Annotated in this window: 15 protein-coding genes; 9 read left to right on the forward strand and 6 right to left on the reverse strand. The window is 68.9% G+C overall.

The window, feature by feature from the left end:
• Positions 1-145 precede the first annotated feature (145 nt).
• From FMQ63_RS22760 to FMQ63_RS22770, 3 genes are all read left to right on the forward strand, one after another.
• Entirely contained in the window at positions 146-1,060 is a 915-nt protein-coding gene (locus tag FMQ63_RS22760; protein WP_026113997.1) for an SDR family oxidoreductase, read from the forward strand.
• A 111-nt stretch (positions 1,061-1,171) separates the two neighbouring features.
• Positions 1,172-2,629: a metallophosphoesterase gene (locus FMQ63_RS22765; RefSeq protein WP_011553603.1), complete on the forward strand. Its 1,458-nt coding sequence runs from the start codon at positions 1,172-1,174 to the stop codon at positions 2,627-2,629.
• A gap of 20 nt (positions 2,630-2,649) precedes the next feature.
• Positions 2,650-3,771, forward strand: coding sequence for a heparan-alpha-glucosaminide N-acetyltransferase domain-containing protein (locus FMQ63_RS22770; RefSeq protein ID WP_011553602.1), 1,122 nt, complete (start codon positions 2,650-2,652; stop codon positions 3,769-3,771).
• A 1-nt stretch (position 3,772) separates the two neighbouring features.
• On the opposite strand, the gene FMQ63_RS22775 is transcribed toward FMQ63_RS22770, so the two are convergent.
• The gene (locus FMQ63_RS22775) at positions 3,773-4,261 is read right to left on the reverse strand and encodes a VOC family protein (RefSeq protein WP_026113998.1); all 489 of its coding nucleotides are present in this window, start codon (positions 4,259-4,261) and stop codon (positions 3,773-3,775) included.
• A 143-nt stretch (positions 4,262-4,404) separates the two neighbouring features.
• Between FMQ63_RS22775 and FMQ63_RS22780 the strand changes: the two genes are divergently transcribed.
• Together FMQ63_RS22780 and FMQ63_RS22785 are read left to right on the forward strand one after the other, a co-directional pair.
• Positions 4,405-6,183, forward strand: a complete 1,779-nt coding sequence (locus FMQ63_RS22780) for a von Willebrand factor type A domain-containing protein (RefSeq protein WP_011553600.1) — start codon at positions 4,405-4,407, stop codon at positions 6,181-6,183.
• Positions 6,184-6,276: 93 nt separating this feature from the next.
• Entirely contained in the window at positions 6,277-6,972 is a 696-nt protein-coding gene (locus FMQ63_RS22785) for an expansin EXLX1 family cellulose-binding protein (protein WP_216609154.1), read from the forward strand.
• Between the two features lie 15 nt (positions 6,973-6,987).
• On the opposite strand, the gene FMQ63_RS22790 is transcribed toward FMQ63_RS22785, so the two are convergent.
• From FMQ63_RS22790 to FMQ63_RS22800, 3 genes are all read right to left on the reverse strand, one after another.
• Positions 6,988-12,555: a DNA repair ATPase gene (locus FMQ63_RS22790; RefSeq protein ID WP_011553598.1), complete on the reverse strand. Its 5,568-nt coding sequence runs from the start codon at positions 12,553-12,555 to the stop codon at positions 6,988-6,990.
• Between the two features lie 142 nt (positions 12,556-12,697).
• Complete coding sequence (locus FMQ63_RS22795; protein ID WP_171439636.1) at positions 12,698-14,860, reverse strand: hypothetical protein; 2,163 nt, start codon at positions 14,858-14,860, stop codon at positions 12,698-12,700.
• A gap of 114 nt (positions 14,861-14,974) precedes the next feature.
• Positions 14,975-15,850 (reverse strand): hypothetical protein, encoded by an 876-nt coding sequence (locus FMQ63_RS22800; protein ID WP_020478301.1) that lies wholly within the window; start codon positions 15,848-15,850, stop codon positions 14,975-14,977.
• A 405-nt stretch (positions 15,851-16,255) separates the two neighbouring features.
• Here FMQ63_RS22800 and FMQ63_RS22805 point away from each other — a divergent pair, with 405 nt between their 5' ends.
• Positions 16,256-16,414 carry a hypothetical protein gene (locus tag FMQ63_RS22805; RefSeq protein ID WP_228556472.1) on the forward strand — a complete coding sequence of 53 codons (159 nt, stop codon included), beginning with the start codon at positions 16,256-16,258 and terminating at the stop codon, positions 16,412-16,414.
• A gap of 29 nt (positions 16,415-16,443) precedes the next feature.
• Here FMQ63_RS22805 and FMQ63_RS22810 read toward each other — a convergent pair whose 3' ends face one another.
• Positions 16,444-17,484 carry a methyltransferase gene (locus tag FMQ63_RS22810; protein ID WP_231405823.1) on the reverse strand — a complete coding sequence of 347 codons (1,041 nt, stop codon included), beginning with the start codon at positions 17,482-17,484 and terminating at the stop codon, positions 16,444-16,446.
• 106 nt (positions 17,485-17,590) lie between these two features.
• On the opposite strand from FMQ63_RS22810, the gene FMQ63_RS22815 reads away from it, so the two are divergent.
• Both FMQ63_RS22815 and FMQ63_RS22820 read left to right on the forward strand, forming a co-directional pair.
• Entirely contained in the window at positions 17,591-18,316 is a 726-nt protein-coding gene (locus FMQ63_RS22815; protein WP_011553594.1) for a 2OG-Fe(II) oxygenase, read from the forward strand.
• Between the two features lie 26 nt (positions 18,317-18,342).
• Positions 18,343-18,720 (forward strand): DUF1330 domain-containing protein, encoded by a 378-nt coding sequence (locus tag FMQ63_RS22820; RefSeq protein ID WP_011553593.1) that lies wholly within the window; start codon positions 18,343-18,345, stop codon positions 18,718-18,720.
• A 1-nt stretch (position 18,721) separates the two neighbouring features.
• Here FMQ63_RS22820 and FMQ63_RS22825 read toward each other — a convergent pair whose 3' ends face one another.
• Entirely contained in the window at positions 18,722-20,401 is a 1,680-nt protein-coding gene (locus tag FMQ63_RS22825) for an amidase (protein ID WP_026113999.1), read from the reverse strand.
• 78 nt (positions 20,402-20,479) lie between these two features.
• Between FMQ63_RS22825 and FMQ63_RS22830 the strand changes: the two genes are divergently transcribed.
• Positions 20,480-21,538, forward strand: a complete 1,059-nt coding sequence (locus FMQ63_RS22830) for a patatin-like phospholipase family protein (protein WP_011553591.1) — start codon at positions 20,480-20,482, stop codon at positions 21,536-21,538.
• Positions 21,539-21,697: the final 159 nt, after the last annotated feature.

Here is a 21,697-nt window from a genome sequence, read left to right on the forward strand (position 1 = left end):
ATGTCGAACAGGTGAGGAGGTGAAAGGCCGCGGCGCGTTCCTCCGTGAACCCCGCCAACTCGCCCAATCATGACAGGAGGTGTCAACAATCCTCCGTAGGCTCGCCCCTCGTATGGACATCCCCCAGGAGGCAGGCATGCGGGACATGAAGGATTCACTGAAGGGACGCGTGGCACTGGTCGCGGGCGGCACGCGAGGAGCAGGCCGGGGCATCGCGGTGCAGCTCGGCGCGGCGGGCGCCACCGTCTACGTCACGGGCCGGACGACACGGGCCCAGCGCTCGGAGCAGAACCGGCCGGAGACCATTGAAGAGACCGCCGAGCAGGTGACGGCGGCGGGTGGGCTCGGCGTCGCCGTGCAGACGGACCACCTGGTGCCCGAACAGGTCCAGGCCCTGGTGGAGCGCATCGATGGGGAACAGGGCCGGCTGGACGTGCTCGTCAACGACATCTGGGGCGGCGAGTCCATCTTTGAGTGGAACAAGAGCGTGTGGGAGCACTCGCTCGACAAGGGGCTGCGGCTGCTCCGGCTGGGCGTGGACACGCACCTCATCACCAGCCACTTCGCCCTGCCGCTGCTCATCCGCCGCCCGGGAGGGCTCGTGGTCGAGGTCACCGACGGCACCGCCGACTACAACGCGACGAACTACCGCATCTCCACGTTCTACGACCTCGCGAAGGCCTCCGTGCTCCGGCTGGCCTGGAGCCAGGCTCGAGAGCTCAGGCCCCATGGCGCCACCGCCGTCGCGCTGACGCCGGGCTGGATGCGCTCCGAAGGCATGCTGGAGCACTTCGGCGTCACCGAGGCGAACTGGCGCGACGCGACGGTGAAGGAGCCCCACTTCGTCATCTCGGAGACGCCGGCCTATGTCGGCCGAGCCGTGGCCGCGCTGGCATCGGACGCGGACAAGGCCCGGTGGAACGGACAGTCCCTGTCCAGCGGCCAGCTCGCACGCGTCTACGGCTTCGCGGACCTGGATGGCAGCCAGCCCGATGCCTGGCGCTACGTCGTCGAGGTCCAGGACGCGGGCAAGCCCGCCGACGCCACTGGTTACCGGTAGACACTGCCCAGGGTGGGTCTTCCTGGACCACGGCTCGGGTGCTATTGATTTTCTCGCAATACTCGTTTTGCGGCCATCCCTGTCCGCGACACCCCCTGCGAGGAGACACCTTTGAGACACCTGAGAACCTCGGTCCCCGTGGCACTGCTGGGCCTCCTGGCGGCGTGCGGCGGCCCGGTGGAATCGCAGCCCGAAGTCGAGATCGCCACCACCGAGTCCGCGCTGAACTGCGACTCGATGAGCCGGGCCGTCCATCACCGCATCAAGCCGGCCAACGAAGACAGCCTCTACACGCTCAACGCGAACGAGGCCGCCAACGCCGCCACCACCTGGGGCTACACGGAAGACCGGGGCGTGGCCTTTCTCGCCGCGGCCTCCACGGGGACGGGGCTGTCCCCCGTCTACCGCATCTACAGCCCTAGCCGGCAGGAGCACTTCTGGACCATCGATGAGGCCGAGCGGAACGACCTCATGCAGAACGGGGGCTACACGACGGACGAGAACGTCGGCTTCTACGCGTCGAAGACGGCCGCCTCATGCCTCGTTCCGGTGTACCGCTTCTCCAACACCACGCTGCGCAAGCACCGCTTCGCCATCACCGAGGCCCAGCGCGACGCGCTCGCCTCCACCGGCTGGGTCAACCAGGGCATCAAATTCTACGCCGCCCCGGAGTCCGCGCCGCCGGTCGACACGAAGTTCACCTTCGCCGTCATCCCCGACACACAGAACGAGGTCCTCACCACGCCACCCACGCGACTCACGCACCGGCTCCAGTGGCTGGTGGACAACCGGAGCTCGCTCGACCTGCGCTTCGTGCTGCACACGGGCGACGTCGTGAACTGGGACACGCCGGACCACATCCAGTACGTGCGCGCCAGCGAGGCCACGGAGATTCTGGACGCCGCCGGCCTGCCCTACGTCTACGCCATTGGCAACCATGACACCGCGGCCGTGTGCCCCGGCGGCAGCGCCTGCCCGGGCAACGTCAACGCCAACTTGCGCGACACCACCACCTTCAACGCGCACTTCCCGCTCACGCGCTTCACCGCGCTGGGGGGCGTCTACGAGCCGGGGAAGATCGACAACTCCTACCACACGTTCTCCGCTGGCGACCTGGACTGGCTCGTGCTCAACCTGGAGCTGTGGGCCCGCACGGGCGCCGTGGACTGGGCGAAGACGGTGCTGGCGCAACATCCGCGTCACAACGTCATCATCAACACCCACTCCCACCTGAATGGCAGCGGCGCCATCGAGCAGAGCAACGGCGGCTATGGCAACAACAGCCCGCAATACGTGTTCGACCAGCTCATCAAGCAGTACGCCAACGTGCGGTTCGTCTTCTCCGGGCACACGGGCAATGCCGCGTACCGGACCAGCACGGGGGTCCACGGCAACACCATCCACCAAATCCTGACGTCGTACCACGAGAACACATCGAACCTGACGCGGTTGGTGGAGGTGGACACGGCGGCCAACACCTTCTCCACGCGGGTGTACTCGCCGATGACGAACGCGGAGAAACAGGACGGCTCTAAATTCGCCATCAGTAACGTGAGCTGGGTCCGCTGATGCTCTAGGGTAGGCGGGCCGTGACGTCCACGCCCGCCTCCCCTGCCCTCGTCTCCCGTGATCGCATCCGAGCCATCGACTGGCTCCGGGGCATCGCGGTGCTCTTCATGGTCCAGACGCACACCCTGGCCTTGCTCCTGCCCGAGCTGCGGCAGAGCGAATGGGTGGCGCGGCTGCTGCGCGTCGACGGGCTGGTGGCCCCCGCGTTCATCTTCTCCGCCGGCTTCGCCACCGCCCTGATGATGGTCCGCAGCGCCGCCAGCGGCGTGCTCCGCGAGCGCGTCCACCGCAACCTCCGCCGCGCTGGCGAGGTGCTCGCGGTGGCCACCCTGGTCAACTGGGCGTGGTTCCCCCTGCTGCGCGAGCCCCAGTGGCTCTTCCGCATGGACATCCTCCAGTGCGTGGGCCTGTGCCTGCTCATCGTCCTGCCGGTGGCCGCACTGCTCTCCGCGCGCCCCAAGGTGCTGAGCGTCGGCGCCTTCATGCTGGCCATGGCCACGTTCGCCGTGTCGCCCCTGGGTGAACAGGTGGATGGCCCCTGGGCCACGCTGACGGAGAAGTCCTCCTTCGCGCCCTTCCCGCTCCTGCCCTGGCTGGGCTACGCGTGGCTGGGCGTCTTCGCGGGAACGGTGGCGGGCGCCTGGGGCCGCGCCGGGCTCATCAAAGCGCTGCTGGTGCTGATGGGGCTGGGCTTCACGGGCGCGGTGCTCGGTGACTTCCTCTACGACCTCTACCCGCCCCACCGCTTCTTCGTCGCCAATCCCTCCAACGCGGCGGCGCGCTTCGGCTGGGTGAGCACGGTGCTGCTCGTGTTGACGTGGCTGGAGGCCCGGGTTCCCGTGAACGCAGCGCCGTCTCGGCTGCGGCGCTTCGTGGAGGTGTTCGGCACGTCGTCGCTGTCCGCGTACTTCTTCCACGAGATGCTGCTCTTCTATCGGCTGGGCGGCGTCTTCTCCTTCCAGCGCTTCTGGGGAGACCGCAGTGGCTGGCTCCAGTACTGGGTGCTGACGGCCGTCATCATCGGCCTCACCTTCGTGCTGTGCGTCGCCCTGGACCGGCTGGAGCGCGTGCTGCGGCCCGCGCTCCGTAATCTCTCGGGACGGCTGTTCCGGCAGGGCCAGCACGCCCCCGCCGGGCGCTGACTCAGTGACCCGCGGTGGATAGCGACTCGAAGGCGGCGATGACCTCCTTCGGCGCCTGCACCAGCTCGATGAGCACGCCCTCTCCTCCGAAGGGGAACTGCTCACTGCCCTTGGGGTGGATGAAGCAGATGTCGAAGCCCGCAGCCCCCTTGCGGATGCCGCCGGGGGCGAAGCGAAGGCCCTGGGACTCCAGCCACTGCACGGCCACGGGCAGGTCGTCCACCCAGAGGCCCACGTGGTTGAGCGGCGTCTCGTGGACGCGGGGCTTCTTCTCCGGATCCACGGGCTGCATCAAGTCCACCTCCACCTTGAAGGGGCCCGCGCCCGCGGTGACGATGTCCTCGTCCACGTTCTCGCGCTCGCTGCGGTAGGTGCCGTGGGGCGTCAAGCCCAGCAGGTCGACCCAGAGCTTGCGGAGCGGCGCCTTGTCCGCGCCTCCAATGGCGATCTGCTGGACACCCAAAATTCGAAATGGCCTGGCGGTCTGCATGGCGCGGCACCCTGTCAGACGGAGGTGCTCCAGACAAGGACGCCCGGCCCGGGTGTTCGCCGGAAAATTCATTCGGCTTTAGACCCTTTCTCGCGGGCCATGCGTTTTCGGGAGGCGACCTACTCACCGACCTTGGAGCCCTGATGTCCCCCTTCTCGCTGAAGCGCCAACTGACTGTCTGGGGAAGTGCCCTTCTCGTCGCCAGCACCCTGCCCGCGTGCCACAACCGGAGCCCCGCCGCCGACGAGCGGCCGAGCCTGGGGGCCGCACAGTCCGTTGCCAGGGATGACGACGCCGCGCACGCTCCTGAGCGAGAGGAGTACGTCGCGGACCGGGCCAGCGCCGAGCATTCCGTGGCAGCCCCGGCCCCTGCGGCTCCCCCGGCTTCCGCGCTCGCCGGGCCCGTTGCGCGCGCACCCGCGCCGCAAGCCGCCAAGAAGGTCTCCCTGGGCAAGGCCGAGCTGCACCGGCGCGAACCGCGCCCCATGAAGCCGTCCGCTGACGCCTTGGCGGGCGCGCCCCTCGAGTCCAAACCACAAGACGCCGCTCCCGCGGGCGGCAACACCTTCGAGGCCTGGAAGGCCAACGCCTTCGTCGAGACGGCCAAGGACCCGCTCTCCACGTTCGCCGCGGACGTAGACACCGCGTCGTACACGGTGTCACGCCGTTACCTCGTCAACGGCCAGCTCCCGCCCGCCTCCGCCGTCCGCGTGGAGGAGTTCGTCAACTACTTCAAGTTCCGCTACGCGCCCCCGGAGACGGGCGCCTTCGCGGTGCATCTGGAGGGCGCGCCCTCGCCCTTCGACGCCAAGCGCCACTTCCTGCGCGTGGGCGTGCAGGGCAAGGTGGTCTCGCGCTCGCAGCGCAAGCCCGCGCACCTCGTGTTCCTCGTGGACACGAGCGGCTCCATGCACTCGGAGGACAAGCTGCCGCTCGCGAGGGAGGCCATCAAGGTCGCCGTCAAGAACCTCAACGAGAACGACACCGTCGCCATCGTCACCTACGCGGGCAACACCCGGGACGTGCTGCCGCCGACGCCCGCCACCGACGCGAAGAGCATCCACGCCGCGCTCGACTCGCTCACGGCCGGTGGTGGCACGGCGATGGGCTCCGGCATGGAACTGGCCTACCGCCACGCCGTGAAGAAGGCCTCCGGCAGCGTGGTGTCCCGCGTCGTCGTCCTCACCGACGGTGACGCCAACATCGGCCGGAACGTGAGCGCCAACGCCATGCTGGACAGCATCCACAAGTACACGGCCGAGGGCGTCACCCTCACCACCGTGGGCTTCGGCATGGGCAACTACCGCGACGACCTGATGGAGAAGCTCGCGGACAAGGGCAACGGCAACTGCTTCTACGTGGACAGCCTGCGCGAGGCGAAGAAGGTGTTCGAGACTCAGCTCACCGGCACGCTGGAGGTCATCGCCAAGGACGTGAAGTTCCAGGTGGAGTTCAACCCCGCCGCCGTCCGCCGCTACCGGCTGGTGGGCTATGAGAACCGCGACGTCGCTGACCACGACTTCCGCAACGACAAGGTGGACGCGGGCGAGATTGGCGCCGGCCACAACGTCACCGCCGTGTACGAGGTGGAGCTGACGGGTGAAGCCACCGAGGCGCTGGCCACCGTCCGCGTCCGCGCCAAGGCGCCCAACGGCACCGAGGCCTCCGAGCGCGAATTCCGCTTCGAGCGCACGAAGCTGCGTGACACGCTGGCGCAGGCGTCGCCGGACTTCCGCTTCGCCGTCGCCGTGGCCGCCACCGCCGACGTCCTCCGCGACAGCCCCTCCGCGGAGGGTTGGAGCCTGGCCACGGCCGAGAAGCTGGCCGAGGGCGCCACCGAGGGTGACGCCGACCGCAAGGAGTTCGTGCGGCTGGTGACGCAGGCCCGCGCCCTCAAGGGCGCCTCCGTCCGGGGCCGCTGACACCGGGGCGCAAGCCCGCACACACGTCGGGGTGGAGGGTGCCCGGGGGCCCTTCCACCCCGATGCCGTTTTTGCGGGGTATGCTGAGTGGCCATGCACCCCCTTCGCTCGAAGTCCCGACGCTTCCTCCTCCCTGTCGCCGCGGTGTTCGTCGCCTGTGGCGGTTGCAGTGACGACCCGTCTGGCGGCGGCGCGCCGCTGGGCGAGGAGCAACAGGGCATCGCCACCTTCTACAATGCCACCGGCTCCGGCAATTGCAGCTACGAGCCAACAGGTGACTTGATGGTGGCCGCCATGAACACGCCCCAGTACGCCAACAGCGCGGCCTGTGGACAGTGCGTGGACATCACCGGCCCCAAGGGCTCGGTCCGCGTGCGCATCGTGGACCGCTGCCCGGAGTGTGAATCCGGCCACCTGGACCTGAGCCGGGAAGCCTTCGCCCGCATCGCGGAGATGCAGCAGGGCCGGGTCAACATCACCTGGACGCCGGTGTCCTGCGACGTGGCGGGGAACATCGAGTACCACTTCAAGAACGGCAGCAATCCCTGGTGGACTGCCATCCAGGTCCGCAACCACCGCCTGCCCATCCAGAAGCTGGAGTGGCGACGCGGCACCGGTGGATGGCAGGACGTCCCGCGCGAGAGCTACAACTACTTCGTCAACTTGAGTGGAATGGGCGACGGCCCCTTCTCCGTGCGCGTCACCGCCGTGGACGGCCAGCAACTGGAAGACACGCTGGACAGAGTCCTCGACAACCGCAGTGCCGAGGGCTCTGGCCAGTTCCGCTAGCGCGCGGCGCGCGGTTCAGCGCCGCAGCATGGAGCGCAACAGCTCCAGGGCCTCGGTGACGTTCTGCCAGACCTGGAGCGACTTCATGACGCCCTCGCCCTCGCCCTGGATGGCGCGGCGCGAGGCGCGCTCCAGCGGGAGCAGCACGCCCTCCACCAGCTCGATTTGACGGCTCAGCTCGGCGGGTGACGGCCCCGCGAGCGCGGTGCGCTGCAAGGCCTCCGCGGGCACGTTGGCGGACACGTTCACAGGACGCTCCGCCAGCGCGGTGATGGCGCGAGAGAGCTGCTCCATGTACGCACCGAAGTCAGGCGAAGGCGCCAGTGCCGCCATCCGCACGGTGGGCGCGGACTCCGCCGGAGGCTCCGGCGGACGCTCCGACTGCGCCGCCACCCGCTCCGTCAGCGCCTTGAGCAGGTGCGCCATGTGCTTGAGGTACGGCGTCAGGTCCGGCCCCGCGGCCACGGGCGCGGCGACCACGGGCGCCGGGATGGCCTTCGCGGCCTTCACGGACTCGCGGCCCACCTGGGCCACCTCCAGCACGGCCTCGCGCAGGGACTCCAGGCGAGGCAGCACCTCCACCACGGGCCCCGGCTGCTCGTCACGCGCCTGGCTGGCGGAGACGTGGTTGGCCGCCTGCACCACCGCGTCCCGCACCGCGCCCAGTTGCTCCTCGATGCCACTGAGCTGACCGGTGACGCGGGCCACGGGGTCGTCGTCCTTGCCGCCCATGCGCTTCACGCGCGCGAAGCCCTGCTTGATGTCCTCCCAGCGCTTCGCCTTCTCCGGCGTCAGGCGCCCGCGCATCTCCGCCAGCTTGAGCAGGTTCTGCTCCGCCGCCGTCGTCAGCGTCTGGGACTCGCCTTGGTAGTGGTCGTCGATGAGCCGCTCGAGTTCGTCGTCGGTCATCGCGGAGACAATCTTCTCCGTCAGCTTGTTCATGTTGCGGTAGCTGCCCTGCAACTTGAACGCGGGCTCGGAGCGGAAGCGCTCGTCCTGCGCCGCCGAGGCGATGTACTGCAGGTTCACCTTCAGCAGCACCGACTGGGCCCGGAACATGCGCTGGAACACCGCGATGATTTCCTGGAGCTCCGCCGCCGCGTAGCCGTGCTTCAGCTCGCCCGTCTGGACCTCCTCGCCCTGCGCCATGCGAATGAGGCGGTGCGTGTCCGCCGGGTCGCGCGTGGCCAGCGGCGCCGTCACCGTGTTCGACGTGAGCGCGTTCTCGATGTAGCTGAGCGCGAACAGGTGCTCCTTGCCGTCGAGGATGTCACCCAGGTTGTAGGTGTCCGCGCGGTTGGCGAGCATGTCCGGGATGCGGAAGCGCTCACCCGTCTCCGTGTACGGGTTGCCGGCCATGACCACGCAGAACTTCTTGCCGCGCAAGTCATAGGTGCGCGTCCGGCCGTTCCACACGCCTTCCACGCGGCGCTGGCCGTCGCACAGGGAGATGAACTTCTGGAGCAGCTCCGGGTCCGTGTGCTGGATGTCGTCGAGGTAGAGCATCACGTTGTTGCCCATCTCGAAGGACAGGTTGATGCGCTCCACCTCCTGCCGGGACGTGGCGTTCGGCGCCTCGGCCGGGTCCAGCGACTTCACGGAGTGACCCAGCGCCGGGCCGTTCACCTTCACGAAGGTGAGCCCCAGGCGGCTGGCGACGTACTCCATCAGCGTCGTCTTGCCGTAGCCCGGGGGCGACATGAGCAGCAGCATGCCCATGCGGTCCGTGCGCTTGCCCTCGCCCGCCGCGCCCAGCTGCTTCGCCAGGTTGGCGCCAATGAGCGGCAGGTACACCTCGTCGATGAGCCGGTTGCGCACGAAGGACGACAGCACCTTCGGCGTCAGCTCCTCCAGGCGCAGCTTGCGGCGCTCGCGCTCCAGCAAGTCCCTCAGCAGCGCACGGTACGCCTGGTACTGGGGCACCCGCACCTGCCGGAACTCGCCCAGGCGCGCCAGGAACTCGTCCAGGCGCAGCGGCAGCTTCCGGTCCTGGATGCGCGAATGATTGCCCAGCAGCGCGGAGACCTCGGTGGCCGTCAGCGCGCCCGCCGTCTCGCGGTCCAGCTTGGAGCCGGTGAGCAGCAGCACCGCCGTCTCCAGCGCCACATGGACGGAATCCCCCGGACCCCCCTCGCGCTGCGCGAGGTAGCCGTCCAGCCACACCCGGGCGAGATCCAGCCGGGCGCCCAGGTCCTTCTCCAGGCCGCGCAGGTCGTCCTCGAACGCGGACCGCGTCCCGTGCCGGTCGAGCTCATGCAGGAACGCGTCCCGCAGCGCCACCGCCTCGCCGCTGGTGGTGAAGCGCGGACGCTCCGCGCCCAGCTCCTCGACGAGGTAACGGCCCGCCTGCCGCGGCTCGGCCGGTGAGTGCGCCAGGCCGTTCGCAGTGAGGAACGTAGCGATGCGCTCGCCCAGTGCCTCACCCACCTCGGCCATGCTGCCGCCGGACGCGAAGGTGGTGCGCAGCCGCGCCAGGCTGCGCGCGCGCCGCTGGAACACGGTGCGGGCCGCCTCGTCCGCGTCGAAGGCCCAGTACAGCGCCGCCCAGGCGCGCGGCACCGGCGCGAAGCGCAACAGGCCGGCGCCCTGGTGCAGGCCCAGCAACTTCTCCAGGATGGAGACCGCGTCCGCGTCATGGACGCCGCGCTCGTAGCCCTCGTCGAAGCGGTCGGCCGCGTACGCGCGCACCTTCTCCAGCAGCGTGCCGCTGATGAGCGCCTCGTGCAGCGCATCCAGCGACTGGCCACGCTTGCCATCCTCCGCGTCCGCCAAGAGGCAGCCCGCGAGGTACTCGGCGCGGTAGACAGCCGGTGACTCGGAGACCAGGTGCTGCTCCCAGAGGTCGCGGTACTTCAGCAACTCCGCATCATCCACCTTCTGCGCGTAGTCCGTGCCGGTGAGCTGGAGGTACAGCTCACCGTCGCGCGGAAGCAGCGTCAGGTCCAGCGGCTGCGTGTTGACGTTGAAGCGGTACGTCCCCAGCTTGATGACGTTGTCGCCATCCGCGAACAGGTCCTGCCGGTCCCGTAGGGCGCGCAGCGCGTCCTGCTTGGCGGACTTCACGCGCGACATCACCTCGTCCGCGCGGACGCTGTCCTGAAGCTCCATCAGCTGGTCGGCCAGCTGGCGCAGCTTGAGGATCATCGCGTCGGAGGCGTAGTAGCCGTTGAGCTCGTCGTCCGTCTTGAAGGACTTGGCCCGGCGCTGCACGCCCTGGAGGATGCGCTCCGCGGCCCCGAAGAGGCTCTGCGCGCGGCGCTGCCGCTCGTCCAACAGTGACTGCTTGCGCGCGCCAAAGGCCTCCAGCAGCTCCTCGCGCTTCTGGGTGATCTGCTCCAGGAACTCGTCGAACTCGCCGAAGCGGCCCTCCAGCTCCTCCAACTGCACGGTGAGGCGGGACATCGCCTCGTCGCAGCGCTCCGGGCTGTCCGCCTGCGACAGCGAGCTTTCGATGCTCTGCCCCAGCAGCTTGAACTGCGCGCCGAACTCCGCGCGCTTCTCCCGGCCGGACAGCTCCTTGCGCTTGGCCGCGAGGCTGGCGCGCACGCGGTTGAGGCGGCTGAACAGCTCGGAGATGCCCTCCAGGATTCGCGCACGGGCCAGCGGGTCACCGACCTGGAGACCGCCAACGACCTCGCCCAGGACCTCCAGGCCGTGGGCCGTCCGCTCCACGTCCTCGCCCAGGGGCGCCAGCTCCACGGACGTCTGCACCGGCTCCAGTTGTGCCAGCAGCTCGTCCAGGCGCGAGGCCAGCGGCGCCAGCGCCTCGCCCGTCTGGAGGAACTCCACGCAGGCCGTGCTGACCCGGTCGGACGCCTCCACCACCGCGGTCTCCAGGACGTCCACGCGTCCCAGGTCCATGTAGCGGATGTCCTTCAACGTAATCAGGTGCCCGCGCTGCTTGCGCAGGTCCGCCAGCGCCTGCATGAAGGCTTCCGCGTGCGTGAGGTTCTCCGGCTGGACACGCAGCAGCAGCGTCTCCTGCTCCACCTCCGCGGCCGCCAGCGACTCGGTGGCGCGCTTCTGCATCGCGACCACCTTCTCGAACTCATCAATGATGAGCTCGGCGGTGCGCCGCAGGGTCTCCACCGGTTCCTGGAGGCCCGTCTCCTCATGGCCCAGCCAGTAGTACGCGTCCAGCGCGCGGGTGGCCGAGGACACCAGGTCCTCATACGTGCGCCGGGTGGGCTTCTCCGACTTCGCGATCCGCTGAATCGTCAGCGCGTCGGAGATGCCGCGCACCAGCTCCGCGTTGCCCACCTTGCCCAGGTAGCCCGGGGCCGGCGGCGTCCCCGCCGCGTGCTCGGCGGATACGAACGGGGTCTGCCACACCTGCATCGGGTGGACGCGCGTGGGCTCATCCGACGCGGAGCGGAAGATGACGAGCTGCCCGTCGGAGAACAGGCTCATGCCGTGCGCGACCAGGGGGTTCTGCACCTCCTTGCGCACCAGGTTGTACGGGAAGAGGACGTAGCAGCCGTCCGTCCGCCGGTGGAAGATGTAGAGCACGTCCTCGCCGTTGGGCGAGCGGATGGCGCGCTTGAACTCCATGCCTTCCGACGCCGCGGCGCCGTCGAAGACCTTGAAGTCCCCTGTCTGGAGGTAATAGCCGCCCGGGAAGACGATGCCCTGGTCCTCCGGCAGCCGCACGCACGCCTGCCCCATGGCATCGATGCGCACCACGTGCTGCGTGCGCGAGTTGAAGACGAGGTAGCGGTGCGTCTTCTCCCGGAACGGCAGCACCCGCAGCAGGATGAGCGTGCCCACCTGGGCCCAGGCGAACTCGGCATCGTCCAGCGACTGGTCCGGGTCGTCCACGGGCTCGCTGTAGATACCCATGCCGGTGGAGGTGTTGTCCTCCACCTTGATGGTGAGGTCGCCCTTCACCGTCTCCACGAACACCTGGTCCAGCACGTTGACGTGCGGGTGCTGGCCGGTGACGTAGTTGTCCCGCGTGGCCACCGTCCACTCGAAGTCGTGCGACGGCGGGAAGACGTGGTCGCGCTCGCCCTGGTTGTCCAGGTAGGTGGCGCGGCCCTCCAGGTCCAGGCTGAAGCGGAAGACCTTGATGTCGCGCAGCGACTGGCCCGTCTGGAAGACGGCCAGCAGGCGCGAGTCCAGCTTGCGAATCTGAAGGAGCTTCGCGTCCTTGTAGTACTTGTAGAGCTCGCCGAAGTCCTTCACGAAGCGCGGGTCCGCCAGGAACCCGCCGGCCTCGGAGGTGGGCGCCGCGGAGAAGTCGTACCCGTCGGCCGTCTTCTCGAACTTGTGCAGGGAGAACACGTCGGACACCGACGTCTCCCGCTTCAGGCCGATGAAGACGTTGTAGCCGAAGAGCAGGTACTTGCCGACGCTGGCGATATCGCACGGGACGCAGTTGTTCTCGGTGCGCACCCGCTCGTTGCCGATGACCGTCAGCTCGGTCCCACCGAAGAGCGCCTTGCGCCGCCCGTTGAGGTCCGTCGCCTTCGCGCCCAGCACATCCGCCTGCGACAGGAGCCGCGAACGGATGACCTCGTAGCTGCCGCCTTCCAGCGCCGCCTCGCCCGCGGGCGCCGCGCCCTTGCCACCGTCAGTTGCCATGAGTGTTCACCGGAAATGCGAAGACCCCCACCCCCGCACCCTCCCGAGCGGAGGGGCGCCACCCCGGAGGGGAGGCCGGAGTGAGGGTCGTCTTACGGCCGTGCCACCGCCGCCTGTTCACGGCGGTGGCCCATTGGGACTGTCAGCCCTGCTTGTCGACCGTGCCCGGCCGCGCCACGTCTTCCACCAGCGCCTTGAGGCCGGCCGAGGTCGCGGCCACGGGGCTGGCCGCCATCTTGTGCAGCAGCGCGGCCACGGCCAGGTTCTGCGCGTCGTTGCTCAGACCCGGCTTGGAGAGAATCTCCTTCAGGTCGGCCGGCAGGTCCTTCTCGCCGTTGAGGTAGCCGCCCAGCGCCGTCTTCAGCGCCTCGCCGTGGTCCAGCGCGCCGTCCACCGCCGTGCCGAACGACACCGCCTTGACGAAGCGCTCGAAGAACTGGCCGTCGCCACCGACGATGTTGAACTTCGCGTTGGCGAACGCCTTGGCCAGCACCTCGGCCTGCGCGTGCGCGATGTCCTTCTTCGCGCGGATGGCCTCCAGCTCCACGTCGCGCTCCTTGTTGAGCTTGAGGCGGAACTCCTCGTGCTCGCGGCCGACGCCGTCCATCAGCTTCATGGACGCGGCCTTCTCCGCCAGACCGCGGGCCTCGGCCAGCAGCTTCTCCTGGATGGCAGCGGCCTCGGCCAGCTGCTTCTCGCGCGTGGCAATGGCCTCCGCCTCGCCGCGCTTCTGGATGGCGCTGGCTTCCGCCTCCAGCACGCGCGCCTGAGCCAGGCCCTTCTCCTGCGCACCCGCGGCCTCCGCCAGCAGCTTCTCGCGGACGATGTTCGCCTCCGCGTGGCCCTGCTTCTCGATGGCGCCCGCCTCGGCTTCCTTCACGCGGACGTTGACCATGCCGAGCTTCTCCTGCGCCTGCGCGTCGGCCTCCTTCACGCGGACCTCGGCCAGGCCCTCGGCGGCGGCCTCGGCCTGGACGCCCTCGGCCAGACGGACCTTCGCCTTCGCCGTCTTGTCAGCGGCCTCCAGCTCGGCCTCGGCCAGCGTCAGCTTCTCCTTGGCGGTGAACTTGGCCACCTCGTTGGAGGCCTCGGCCGCCTTGATGTCCTTGACCAGCTTCTCCTGCGCCTGCGCCTCGGCGGTGATGAGCAGCGCGTCCTTGCGGCGGGTGGCCTCGGCCTTCACGCGCAGGTCCTTGATGCGCTCCTCCTCCTCCGCCACCGTCTTCTCCACGGCGATGCGGGCCCGCACCACGTCGGCGATGAGCTTCTTCTCGCCTTCGAGCGCCTTCTCCTTGGCGATGCGCTGCAGCTCCGTCTCACGCTCGCGGTTGATGGCTTCCAGGGCGCGGTCCTTCTCCACGCGCTCGGTCTCCACGCCCACCACGCGCTCGCGGTTCTTCTGCGCGACCTCGATCTGCCGGGCCTTGTTCTGCTCGTTGATGTTGATTTCTTCCTCGGCCTTGATGCGCGCCAGCTGGGCCTTGGCGTACTCCTCCTGCTTCACGCGCTCGGCCTCGGCCGTCTCGCGGGCCTGGATGCTGTCGATCTCGCGCTTCTGCTTCGCGGCGGCCTCTTCACGCTGACGCTCGAGGGCGAAGATGGCCTCATCCGCCTCGACGTTGCGCTTGGTGACGGCCATGCGCTCGTCCTGGCGCAGCTCGTTGGTGAAGACATTCTGCTTCGTCGTCAGCTCGGTGATCTTCCGGATGCCCTGCGCGTCGAGGATGTTGTCCTTGTCCAGCATCTCGACCGGGGTCTGCTCCAGGAAGTCGATGGCGCAGTCCTCCAGCATGTACCCGCTGAGGTCACGGCCGATGACGTTGACGACCTGGTCCTTGATCTCCTCGCGCTTGGTGTAGAGCTCCTCGAAGTCGAAGCTCTTGCCCACCGTCTTGAGGGCCTCCGAGAACTTGGCCTCGAAGAGGTTCTCCAGCGTCTCCTGGTCGGAGGCACGCGCGCAGCCAATGGTCTGCGCCACCTTCAGCACGTCCTCGCGCGTCTTGTTCACGCGGACGAAGAAGGTGACCTTGATGTCACCCCGGATGTTGTCCCGGCAGATGAGGCCTTCCTTGCCACGGCGGTCGATTTCCACCGTCTTCAAGGAGATGTCCATCACCTCGGCCCGGTTGATGATGGGGAACACCACCGCGCCGGTGAAGGTGACGACCGGCTCGTTCTTCAGCGTGTTGACGATGAGCACCTTGCCCTGGTCCACCTGCCGGTAGAGCCGGACGATGGTGAGGAGGATGCCTCCGAGAAGGATGATGCCACCGATGCCGGCAGCGACCGCGGTAATGGGGTCCATGGCCATTTCCTGATTGATGATGACAGCGGGCCTTGTATCAGGCGCCGGAGATCCCCCGCAAAAGCCCTCCGGCGTCGAATGTGACGGTCGCCCCCTCGGCGCGACCGGTAAGACTCAGCCTCGTGCCTTCACGCGAGCCAATGCCGCGGCGCGGGCCGGATCCTGGAGCTGCTCCATCTCCTCCGGCAGCAGCCAGTCGACCGGCTCCACTTCGTAGACGCGCCGCTCGGCGTCGTAGGCGAGGATCAGCGCCGGCTGCCCTCGCTTGAGTTCATTGGGCTTCGCGCAGACGACGTTGAGGATGACGCCCGCGCCGCCGTCCTCGAAGGTGGCGTGGCCCGTCTTGGCCGTCACGCTGCCGCTGGAGATGGTGCACACGCGGCCCATCAGCGCGTCGCGCCCCGGGGCGCGCCTGGTCACGAACACCGGCCGCAGGGGTCGGACCGCGAAGCCCGCCGTCACCGTCCCCGCCGCGAAGCACGCCAGCCCCAGCCCGCTGCTCAACAGCCACGACGGCATCATCCCGCCCAGCGCCTCGTGCAGCGGCTGCGCGCTCACCACCGACAGGAGCCAGGCGATGAACGCCACGAAGCTCACGGACACGGTGATGGGGATGCCCGCGAAGCCCATGGCCGCCAGGACTCCGCCACCGTCGACGTCGAAATCCGCGTCATGGGCGCCCAGCGCCTTCGCGCCGCCCAATGCCTTGCCACCACCCTCGATGGCCCCGCTCAATGCCTTGCCACCGCCCTCGATGGCCCCGCCCAATGCCTTGCCACCGCCCTCGATGGCCCCGCCCAGCGCCTTGCCGCCGCCCTCGATGGCCCCGCTCAGCGCCTTGCCGCCCGACTCCAGCGTGATGTCCCCATCGAACAGGTCGATGCCGACCGCGCCCGCGATGACGAACAGCCAGTACGTCATCACCACGCCGAGGACGATGGTGAAGATGGCGGTCGGGAAGGCCAGAATGGTGTCGAGGAAGGCGCTCATACGGCTTGCTCCCCACTCTAAACGAATGTCATTCCCATCGAAAACGCGCCTTGCGCTTTTCTGCCCTGTCCCTGGGCGGGCGGCCGGTCGGCACCTGCGTTGCCGCGCGGCCCCCCCCTGAGCACCACGGGAGGACGGCTCACATGGGGCGGGCGGGATTCCCCTGACGCAAGGCGCACGGCCCCTCACGCGGAACCAACCCGGCAGTCCCGTCCCCGGCCAGCAGCCCGGCCCGAGACGCAACTCAAGCGGATCCAGCGCGAGAGTACGGCCCCTGCCCTCCGGAGACACCGGTGGCCCGGTGAAGAAGACGGTGCTCACGAAGACCATGGTGGCCGCCGTGAAGGAGGCCGCCGAGTACCTGGGCCCCCCGCGGTGGCGCGGTCCTCGCATATCTACCCGTCCGTGCGCGCCATGTTCGAGCGCGGCCAGGTGGTGAACACCTGGTTCGACTCCGTGGACGAGCTGGCGGAGACGCGGAGCGGGAGCCTCCACTGTTCGGAGAAGGCCTTGCTGAACATGCTCGACACGTCCCGGCAGCGCCGGAGGCGGGCGGACCACTGAGCCCCCGCCTCACAGCGACCGCTGGTGGTTCAGGCCACCACGGCTTCGACGACGCTGGGCGGCATCGTCGTCGGGAAGACGTTGAACAGTCTCAGCCCCGCCTTCTCCAAGAGCGCCGTGTACTCCGGCCCCGTGCGCTCCCGGCCGCCCACGAGCACGAGCATGGCCAGATCGTAGAGGTTGCCGAAGTGGGGCACGTTGTCGCCGGGCAGCACCGTCTCCACGATGAGCAACCGCGAGTCGGGACGCATCGCCGCGCGGATGCACTTGAGGATGCGCAGGCTCTGCTCGTCATCCCAGTCATGGAGGATCTGCGACAGGATGTAGACGTCCTTGCCTTCGGGAACGATGCACTCGAAGAAGTCACCAGCGACGACGTCACACCGCGGCGACAGCCCCTGCTCGGCGATTCGCTCGCGGGCCTCCACCGCCACGTGTGGCATTTCGAAGACGGTGCCACGGACGCCGGGATTGGCCTTGAGGATGTGCGTCAGCAGCATGCCCGTACCGCCGCCCACGTCGACGATGCTGCGCGCGGAGGAGAAGTCATATCCGTTCACCACGGCGGGCGCGTTCAGCGTCTGGTACGCGGCCATGCTGCCATTGAAGATGGCGGCGACGTCGGGATGCGTCGTCATGTAGTTGAAGAACGTGTCGCCCATGAACTTCTCGACCGTGGGCTTGCCCGTCTTCAATGCGGTGACCAGGTCTCCCCACGCCTGCCACGACAGGATGTGTCCATGCGCCCGGAGCGAGCCATACACGGAGCCGGGGTTGTCCTTGCGAAGCATTCCGCCCAGCTCGGTGAGGGCCCAGCGCTGCGTGGACTCATCCTTCACGAGCACACCCAGGCCGCTGAGCAGTCGCAACAGCCGGCGCAGCGTGGGTGCATGAGTCCCACTCGCCTCGGCGAGCTCCTCGACCGTCTTGGGCGTATCACCGATGGTATCCGCGAGCTCGAGTTCCGCCATGATTTGAAGGCTTCGGGAAACCCAGAAGCCATAGACCATTTGCGTCATCTGCAGAGCGGCGGGCGGAGGCGCGTGAGAGGCTCGAGGTTGCTGGCTCATGTGTCCGTCTCCAAGGAGTTGAGTAGCATCGGCTAAGCTGCAACCTATAAGGTAGGCTGTAAAACTGCTACGGTTCTCTTATTCACCCTGAAGTCCGAGTCTCCCCGTGCGTGCTTACATCACCCGCCGAGAGGCCTTGCCCCGCAGCGCGCTTCACGAACTGCGGACCGCCCTGCTCGGCTCGCGCTTCGTGGCACGCAGTCCGTTGATGGGGACGTTCCAGGCCAGCCGGGGGTTTGCCTTCATCTTCACGCACGAGGGCCGCGCCACGTTGGAGGCCCGCTTCCCCTTCCTGGTGCCCTACCTGGCCCACGTGCTGGACCCGCTCCATGCGACAGGATTGTTGCCTTGGCATGAGCGGCTCTGGGGTTCGCGGCGGGAGCGGCCCGCCCCCAATGCATTCTATCTCAACCTCTTGTTGCTCGATGCGGGGCGCGGCGTGGGGCGACACATCGACGCGACACTGCAGGAGCCCAGCGGCGTCCCCGACGCGACGCCCCGGCACGTGAGCGTGCTGTATCTCCAGGTCCCCGAGCGCGCCCAGGGTGGTGAGCTGCGCCTTCTCCAGAATGACACCCCCGTGGGTGAAATCCGCCCACGCGAGGGCCTGCTGGTGCACTTCCGCGGCGACCTCCAACACGAGGTGCGGCCCTTCACTGGCAGCCAGGAAGGCGCGACCCGCGCCAGCCTCGTGTGTGAGCAATACGTCTTCCCGCCCGAGGCGCTCGCCCGAATCCCCGCCTTCCGCATCCAATCCAAGGCAGGCTTCGCCGCGTATCTCGACCACCAGCGCGAGCAGCCCGGTGGCAGCTCCGTTGGCACGTTGGAATAGCTTTCATCCCGAACCGAGGAGGCACCATGGCCGTCGATCCTCAGCACACCGACGTTGAACGCTTCATGCGGGAGGATCCGGGAGGCCCCGTGGTCATCCTGAACCTGGTGCGCTTCAAGGAAGGCGGCCGCGCGTCCTATGAGGCCTATGCGAGCGCGGTGATGCCCTTCATCCAGAAGGTGGGCGCCCAGCCCCTCTACGCCGGAGACGGCTCCACGGCGCTGGTGGCCGATCCCGGACAGACATGGGACGCGGTGCTCCTGGTCCGCTATCCCAGCCGCGCCGCCTTCCTACAGATGGTGGCGGACCCGGAGTACCAGCACATCGCGCACCTGCGCACGGAGGCGCTCCAAGAAGCCGTGCTCCAGGCCACCACGCCCTGGGCCACGTCGCCGGAGCCCTGAGTCAGGGCTTCGCGGGTGGGCTTCCCGCGCCAGCGTGCACCCGCAGGTCCGCCGTCTCCGCGAAGGTGGGCGGGCGGCGGTGCTTCGACGCATGTTCATAGGCATGAGCCAGCTTCAAGAGGACGGGCTCGCTCCAGGCCCCGCCGATGAAGGACAGCCCCACGGGCAAGCCGTACACGAACCCCGCGGGCACGGTGATGGAGGCATAGCCTGATACGGCCGCGGGCGTGGAGCTGCTGCCCAGCCAGTGGTCACCGTTGATGGGGTCGATGAGCCCCACGGGTGCCTGCGTCGGCGCGACCAGCGCATCCAGCTGGTGCTTCTTCATCACCGCGTCCAGCCCCTGCGCGCGCGACAGGCGGCGGCAAGCCTGGAGGGCCTTGAGATAGGCCTTGTCCGTCAGGGGCCCCTTGGCCTGAGCCATGTGGAAGAGCTCCTGGCCGAAGTACGGCAGCTCCGACGGCGCGTGCGCTTCGTTGTAGCGGATGAGCTCCGCGAGCGTGCGCGGGGCCGTCCCCTCCTCCAACGTCGCAAGGTAGGCCTCCAGCCCCGCCTTGAACTCGTAGAGGAGGACCTCCAGTTCGGGGGCGTCCACCTGCGCCACCGCGGGAATCGGCGCCGGGTCCACGAGGATGGCGCCGCGGGACTTCATCAAGGCCAAGGCCTCCTCCACGAGCGCGTCGGTGGCCGGGTGGTAGCCGAAGAAGCGCTCCCGGGGCACGCCGATGCGAGCGCCCTTCAGCCCGTCCACATCGAGGAACCGGGTGTAGTCCGCATGGGCCTTGCCCCGGCTCGCCCCCGTCGCCCCGTCCGAAGGGTCCACGCCCGCGAGCACGCTCAACAGCGCCGCGGCATCCGCCACGGTGCGCGTCATGGGGCCGGCCGTGTCCTGGCTGTGGGAGATGGGAATGATGCCGGAGCGGCTCACCAGTCCCACCGTCGGCTTGAGCCCCACCAACGCGCTGGCCGCCGCGGGCGACACGATGGAGCCATCCGTCTCCGTGCCCACGGACACGGCGCAGAAGTTGGCCGCCGTGGCCGCACCCGCCCCCGAACTGGAGCCCGAAGGCGTCCTGTCGAGCGCATACGGGTTGCGCGTCTGGCCACCCCGCGCGCTCCAGCCACTGGCCGAGCGCGTGGAGCGGAAGTTGGCCCACTCGCTCAGGTTCGTCTTGCCCAGGATGACCGCGCCCGCGGCTCGCAGGCGCTCCACGATGAACGCGTCCCGAGACGGCCGCGCGCCCACCAACGCCAGGGAACCCGCCGTCGTCTGCATCTGGTCCGCGGTGGCGATGTTGTCCTTGAGGAGCACCGGGATGCCGTGCAGCGGGCCCCGGGGTCCCTTCTCGCGGCGCTCCTGGTCGAGCGCGGCGGCCGTGGCGAGCGCGTCCGGGTTCAGCTCGATGACGGAGCGCAGCGGCAGGCGCCCGCGCGAGTCCCAGTCGGCGATGCGCGCGAGGTAGCGCTCCGCGAGGCCTTGCGCGGTGAGCTCGCCTGCCTTCATCGCGGCCTGGAGGTCCACCACGGTGGCCTCGGCCAGCTCGAAGGGCCGCGCCGGCGTCGGGGCCGCATGGGCGGGGACATCCAGTGAGGCGAGCGCCGTGGCAGCGGCCGTTCCGCGCAGGACGGTGCGGCGGCTGAGGCCCACCGGGGAGCCGGGAGAGGCTGCGGTTTTCTTCATGGTGGGGAGGCTACAGCACCCCGGCGGCACGCGAAGAGTCGCAACCCCGGTGGGGCTTCGTTAGGTTGGCGGGCCGATATGGCCTCCCACCTCACGCTCCTGGCCGGGCCGGACGCGCTCCGGCTCATTCGCGAACGAGGCTTGCGCGGGGACGACGTGGACGTCGTCCCCGGCGCCTCCGGCGGTCCGAAGTGGCTGGTGCTGGCGGGACTGGACCGGGCGCTCTTCGCCGGCCTCTTCCAGAACCGCTCGCGCCCCCTCCACCTCATCGGCAGTTCCATTGGAAGCTGGCGGCTCGCCTGCATGGCCCAGAAGGACCCGGTGCTGGCCTTGCGCCGCTTCGAGGCGGCGTACATCGACCAACGCTATCCGCCCAAGCCCACGCCCACCCAGGTGAGCGAGACCTGCGAGCGCATCCTGGATGCGCTGCTGGGCGAGGATGGTGAAGCGGAGATTCTGGACCACCCCTGGGCACGGCTGCATGTCGTCACCGCGCTGTGCCGGGGGGCGGTGGGAATGGAAGGCCCGGGGGCGCAGCTCTTCGGGCTCGTGCTCTGCGCCCTGGGCAACCTGGTCAGCCGACGGACGCTGGGGCTCCACATGGAGCGCGTCATCTTCCACACGGCCGGGGACACCAGCCCCTTCACCGGGCTCAACGACCTGCCCTCCACCCACCTGCCACTGACGCGGGAGAACCTGCGGCTGGCGCTGCTGGCGTCAGGCTCCATCCCCCTGCTCTTCAGTGGCGTGCGTATTCCCGGCGCGCCCGCGGGCGTGTTTCGCGACGGCGGCGTGGTCGACTACCACCTGGACCTGGACTTCGGCCCAGGCACGGGCCTGGTGCTGTACCCGCACTTCTACCCGTACGTGGTGCCGGGCTGGTTCGACAAGTCGCTGCGGTGGCGGCGGGCACGGCCCCAGAACTTCCGCAGGGCGCTGCTCATCGCCCCGTCTCCGGAGCTGGTGGCCCGCCTTCCTGGCGGCCGGATCCCAGACCGGGTCGACTTCGAACGGATGAAGGACGCCGAGCGCATGCGCGCCTGGAACCAGGTGGTCTCCGAGAGCGAGCGCATGGGCGACGCGTTGCACGAGCTGATGGCCACCGGACGCCTCGCGGAGCACGTGCGGCCCCTCTGAGGTCCGCGGCGCCTCGGCCCGGAAAAGTCGACGGCCGGCCCCCTTGAATCCGGGAGCCGGCCGCCAGGAAATTCATCTTCAGTCGGCGTTCCGCGGCGCCCGGACACTCACTTCATCCGGGCCCCGCGGAGGCCTCCTCCCACCCGGAGGCAGGAGGAG

It is taken from the genome of Myxococcus sp. CA005 (assembly GCF_006518205.1).
Classification (GTDB): Bacteria; Myxococcota; Myxococcia; order Myxococcales; family Myxococcaceae; genus Myxococcus; species Myxococcus xanthus.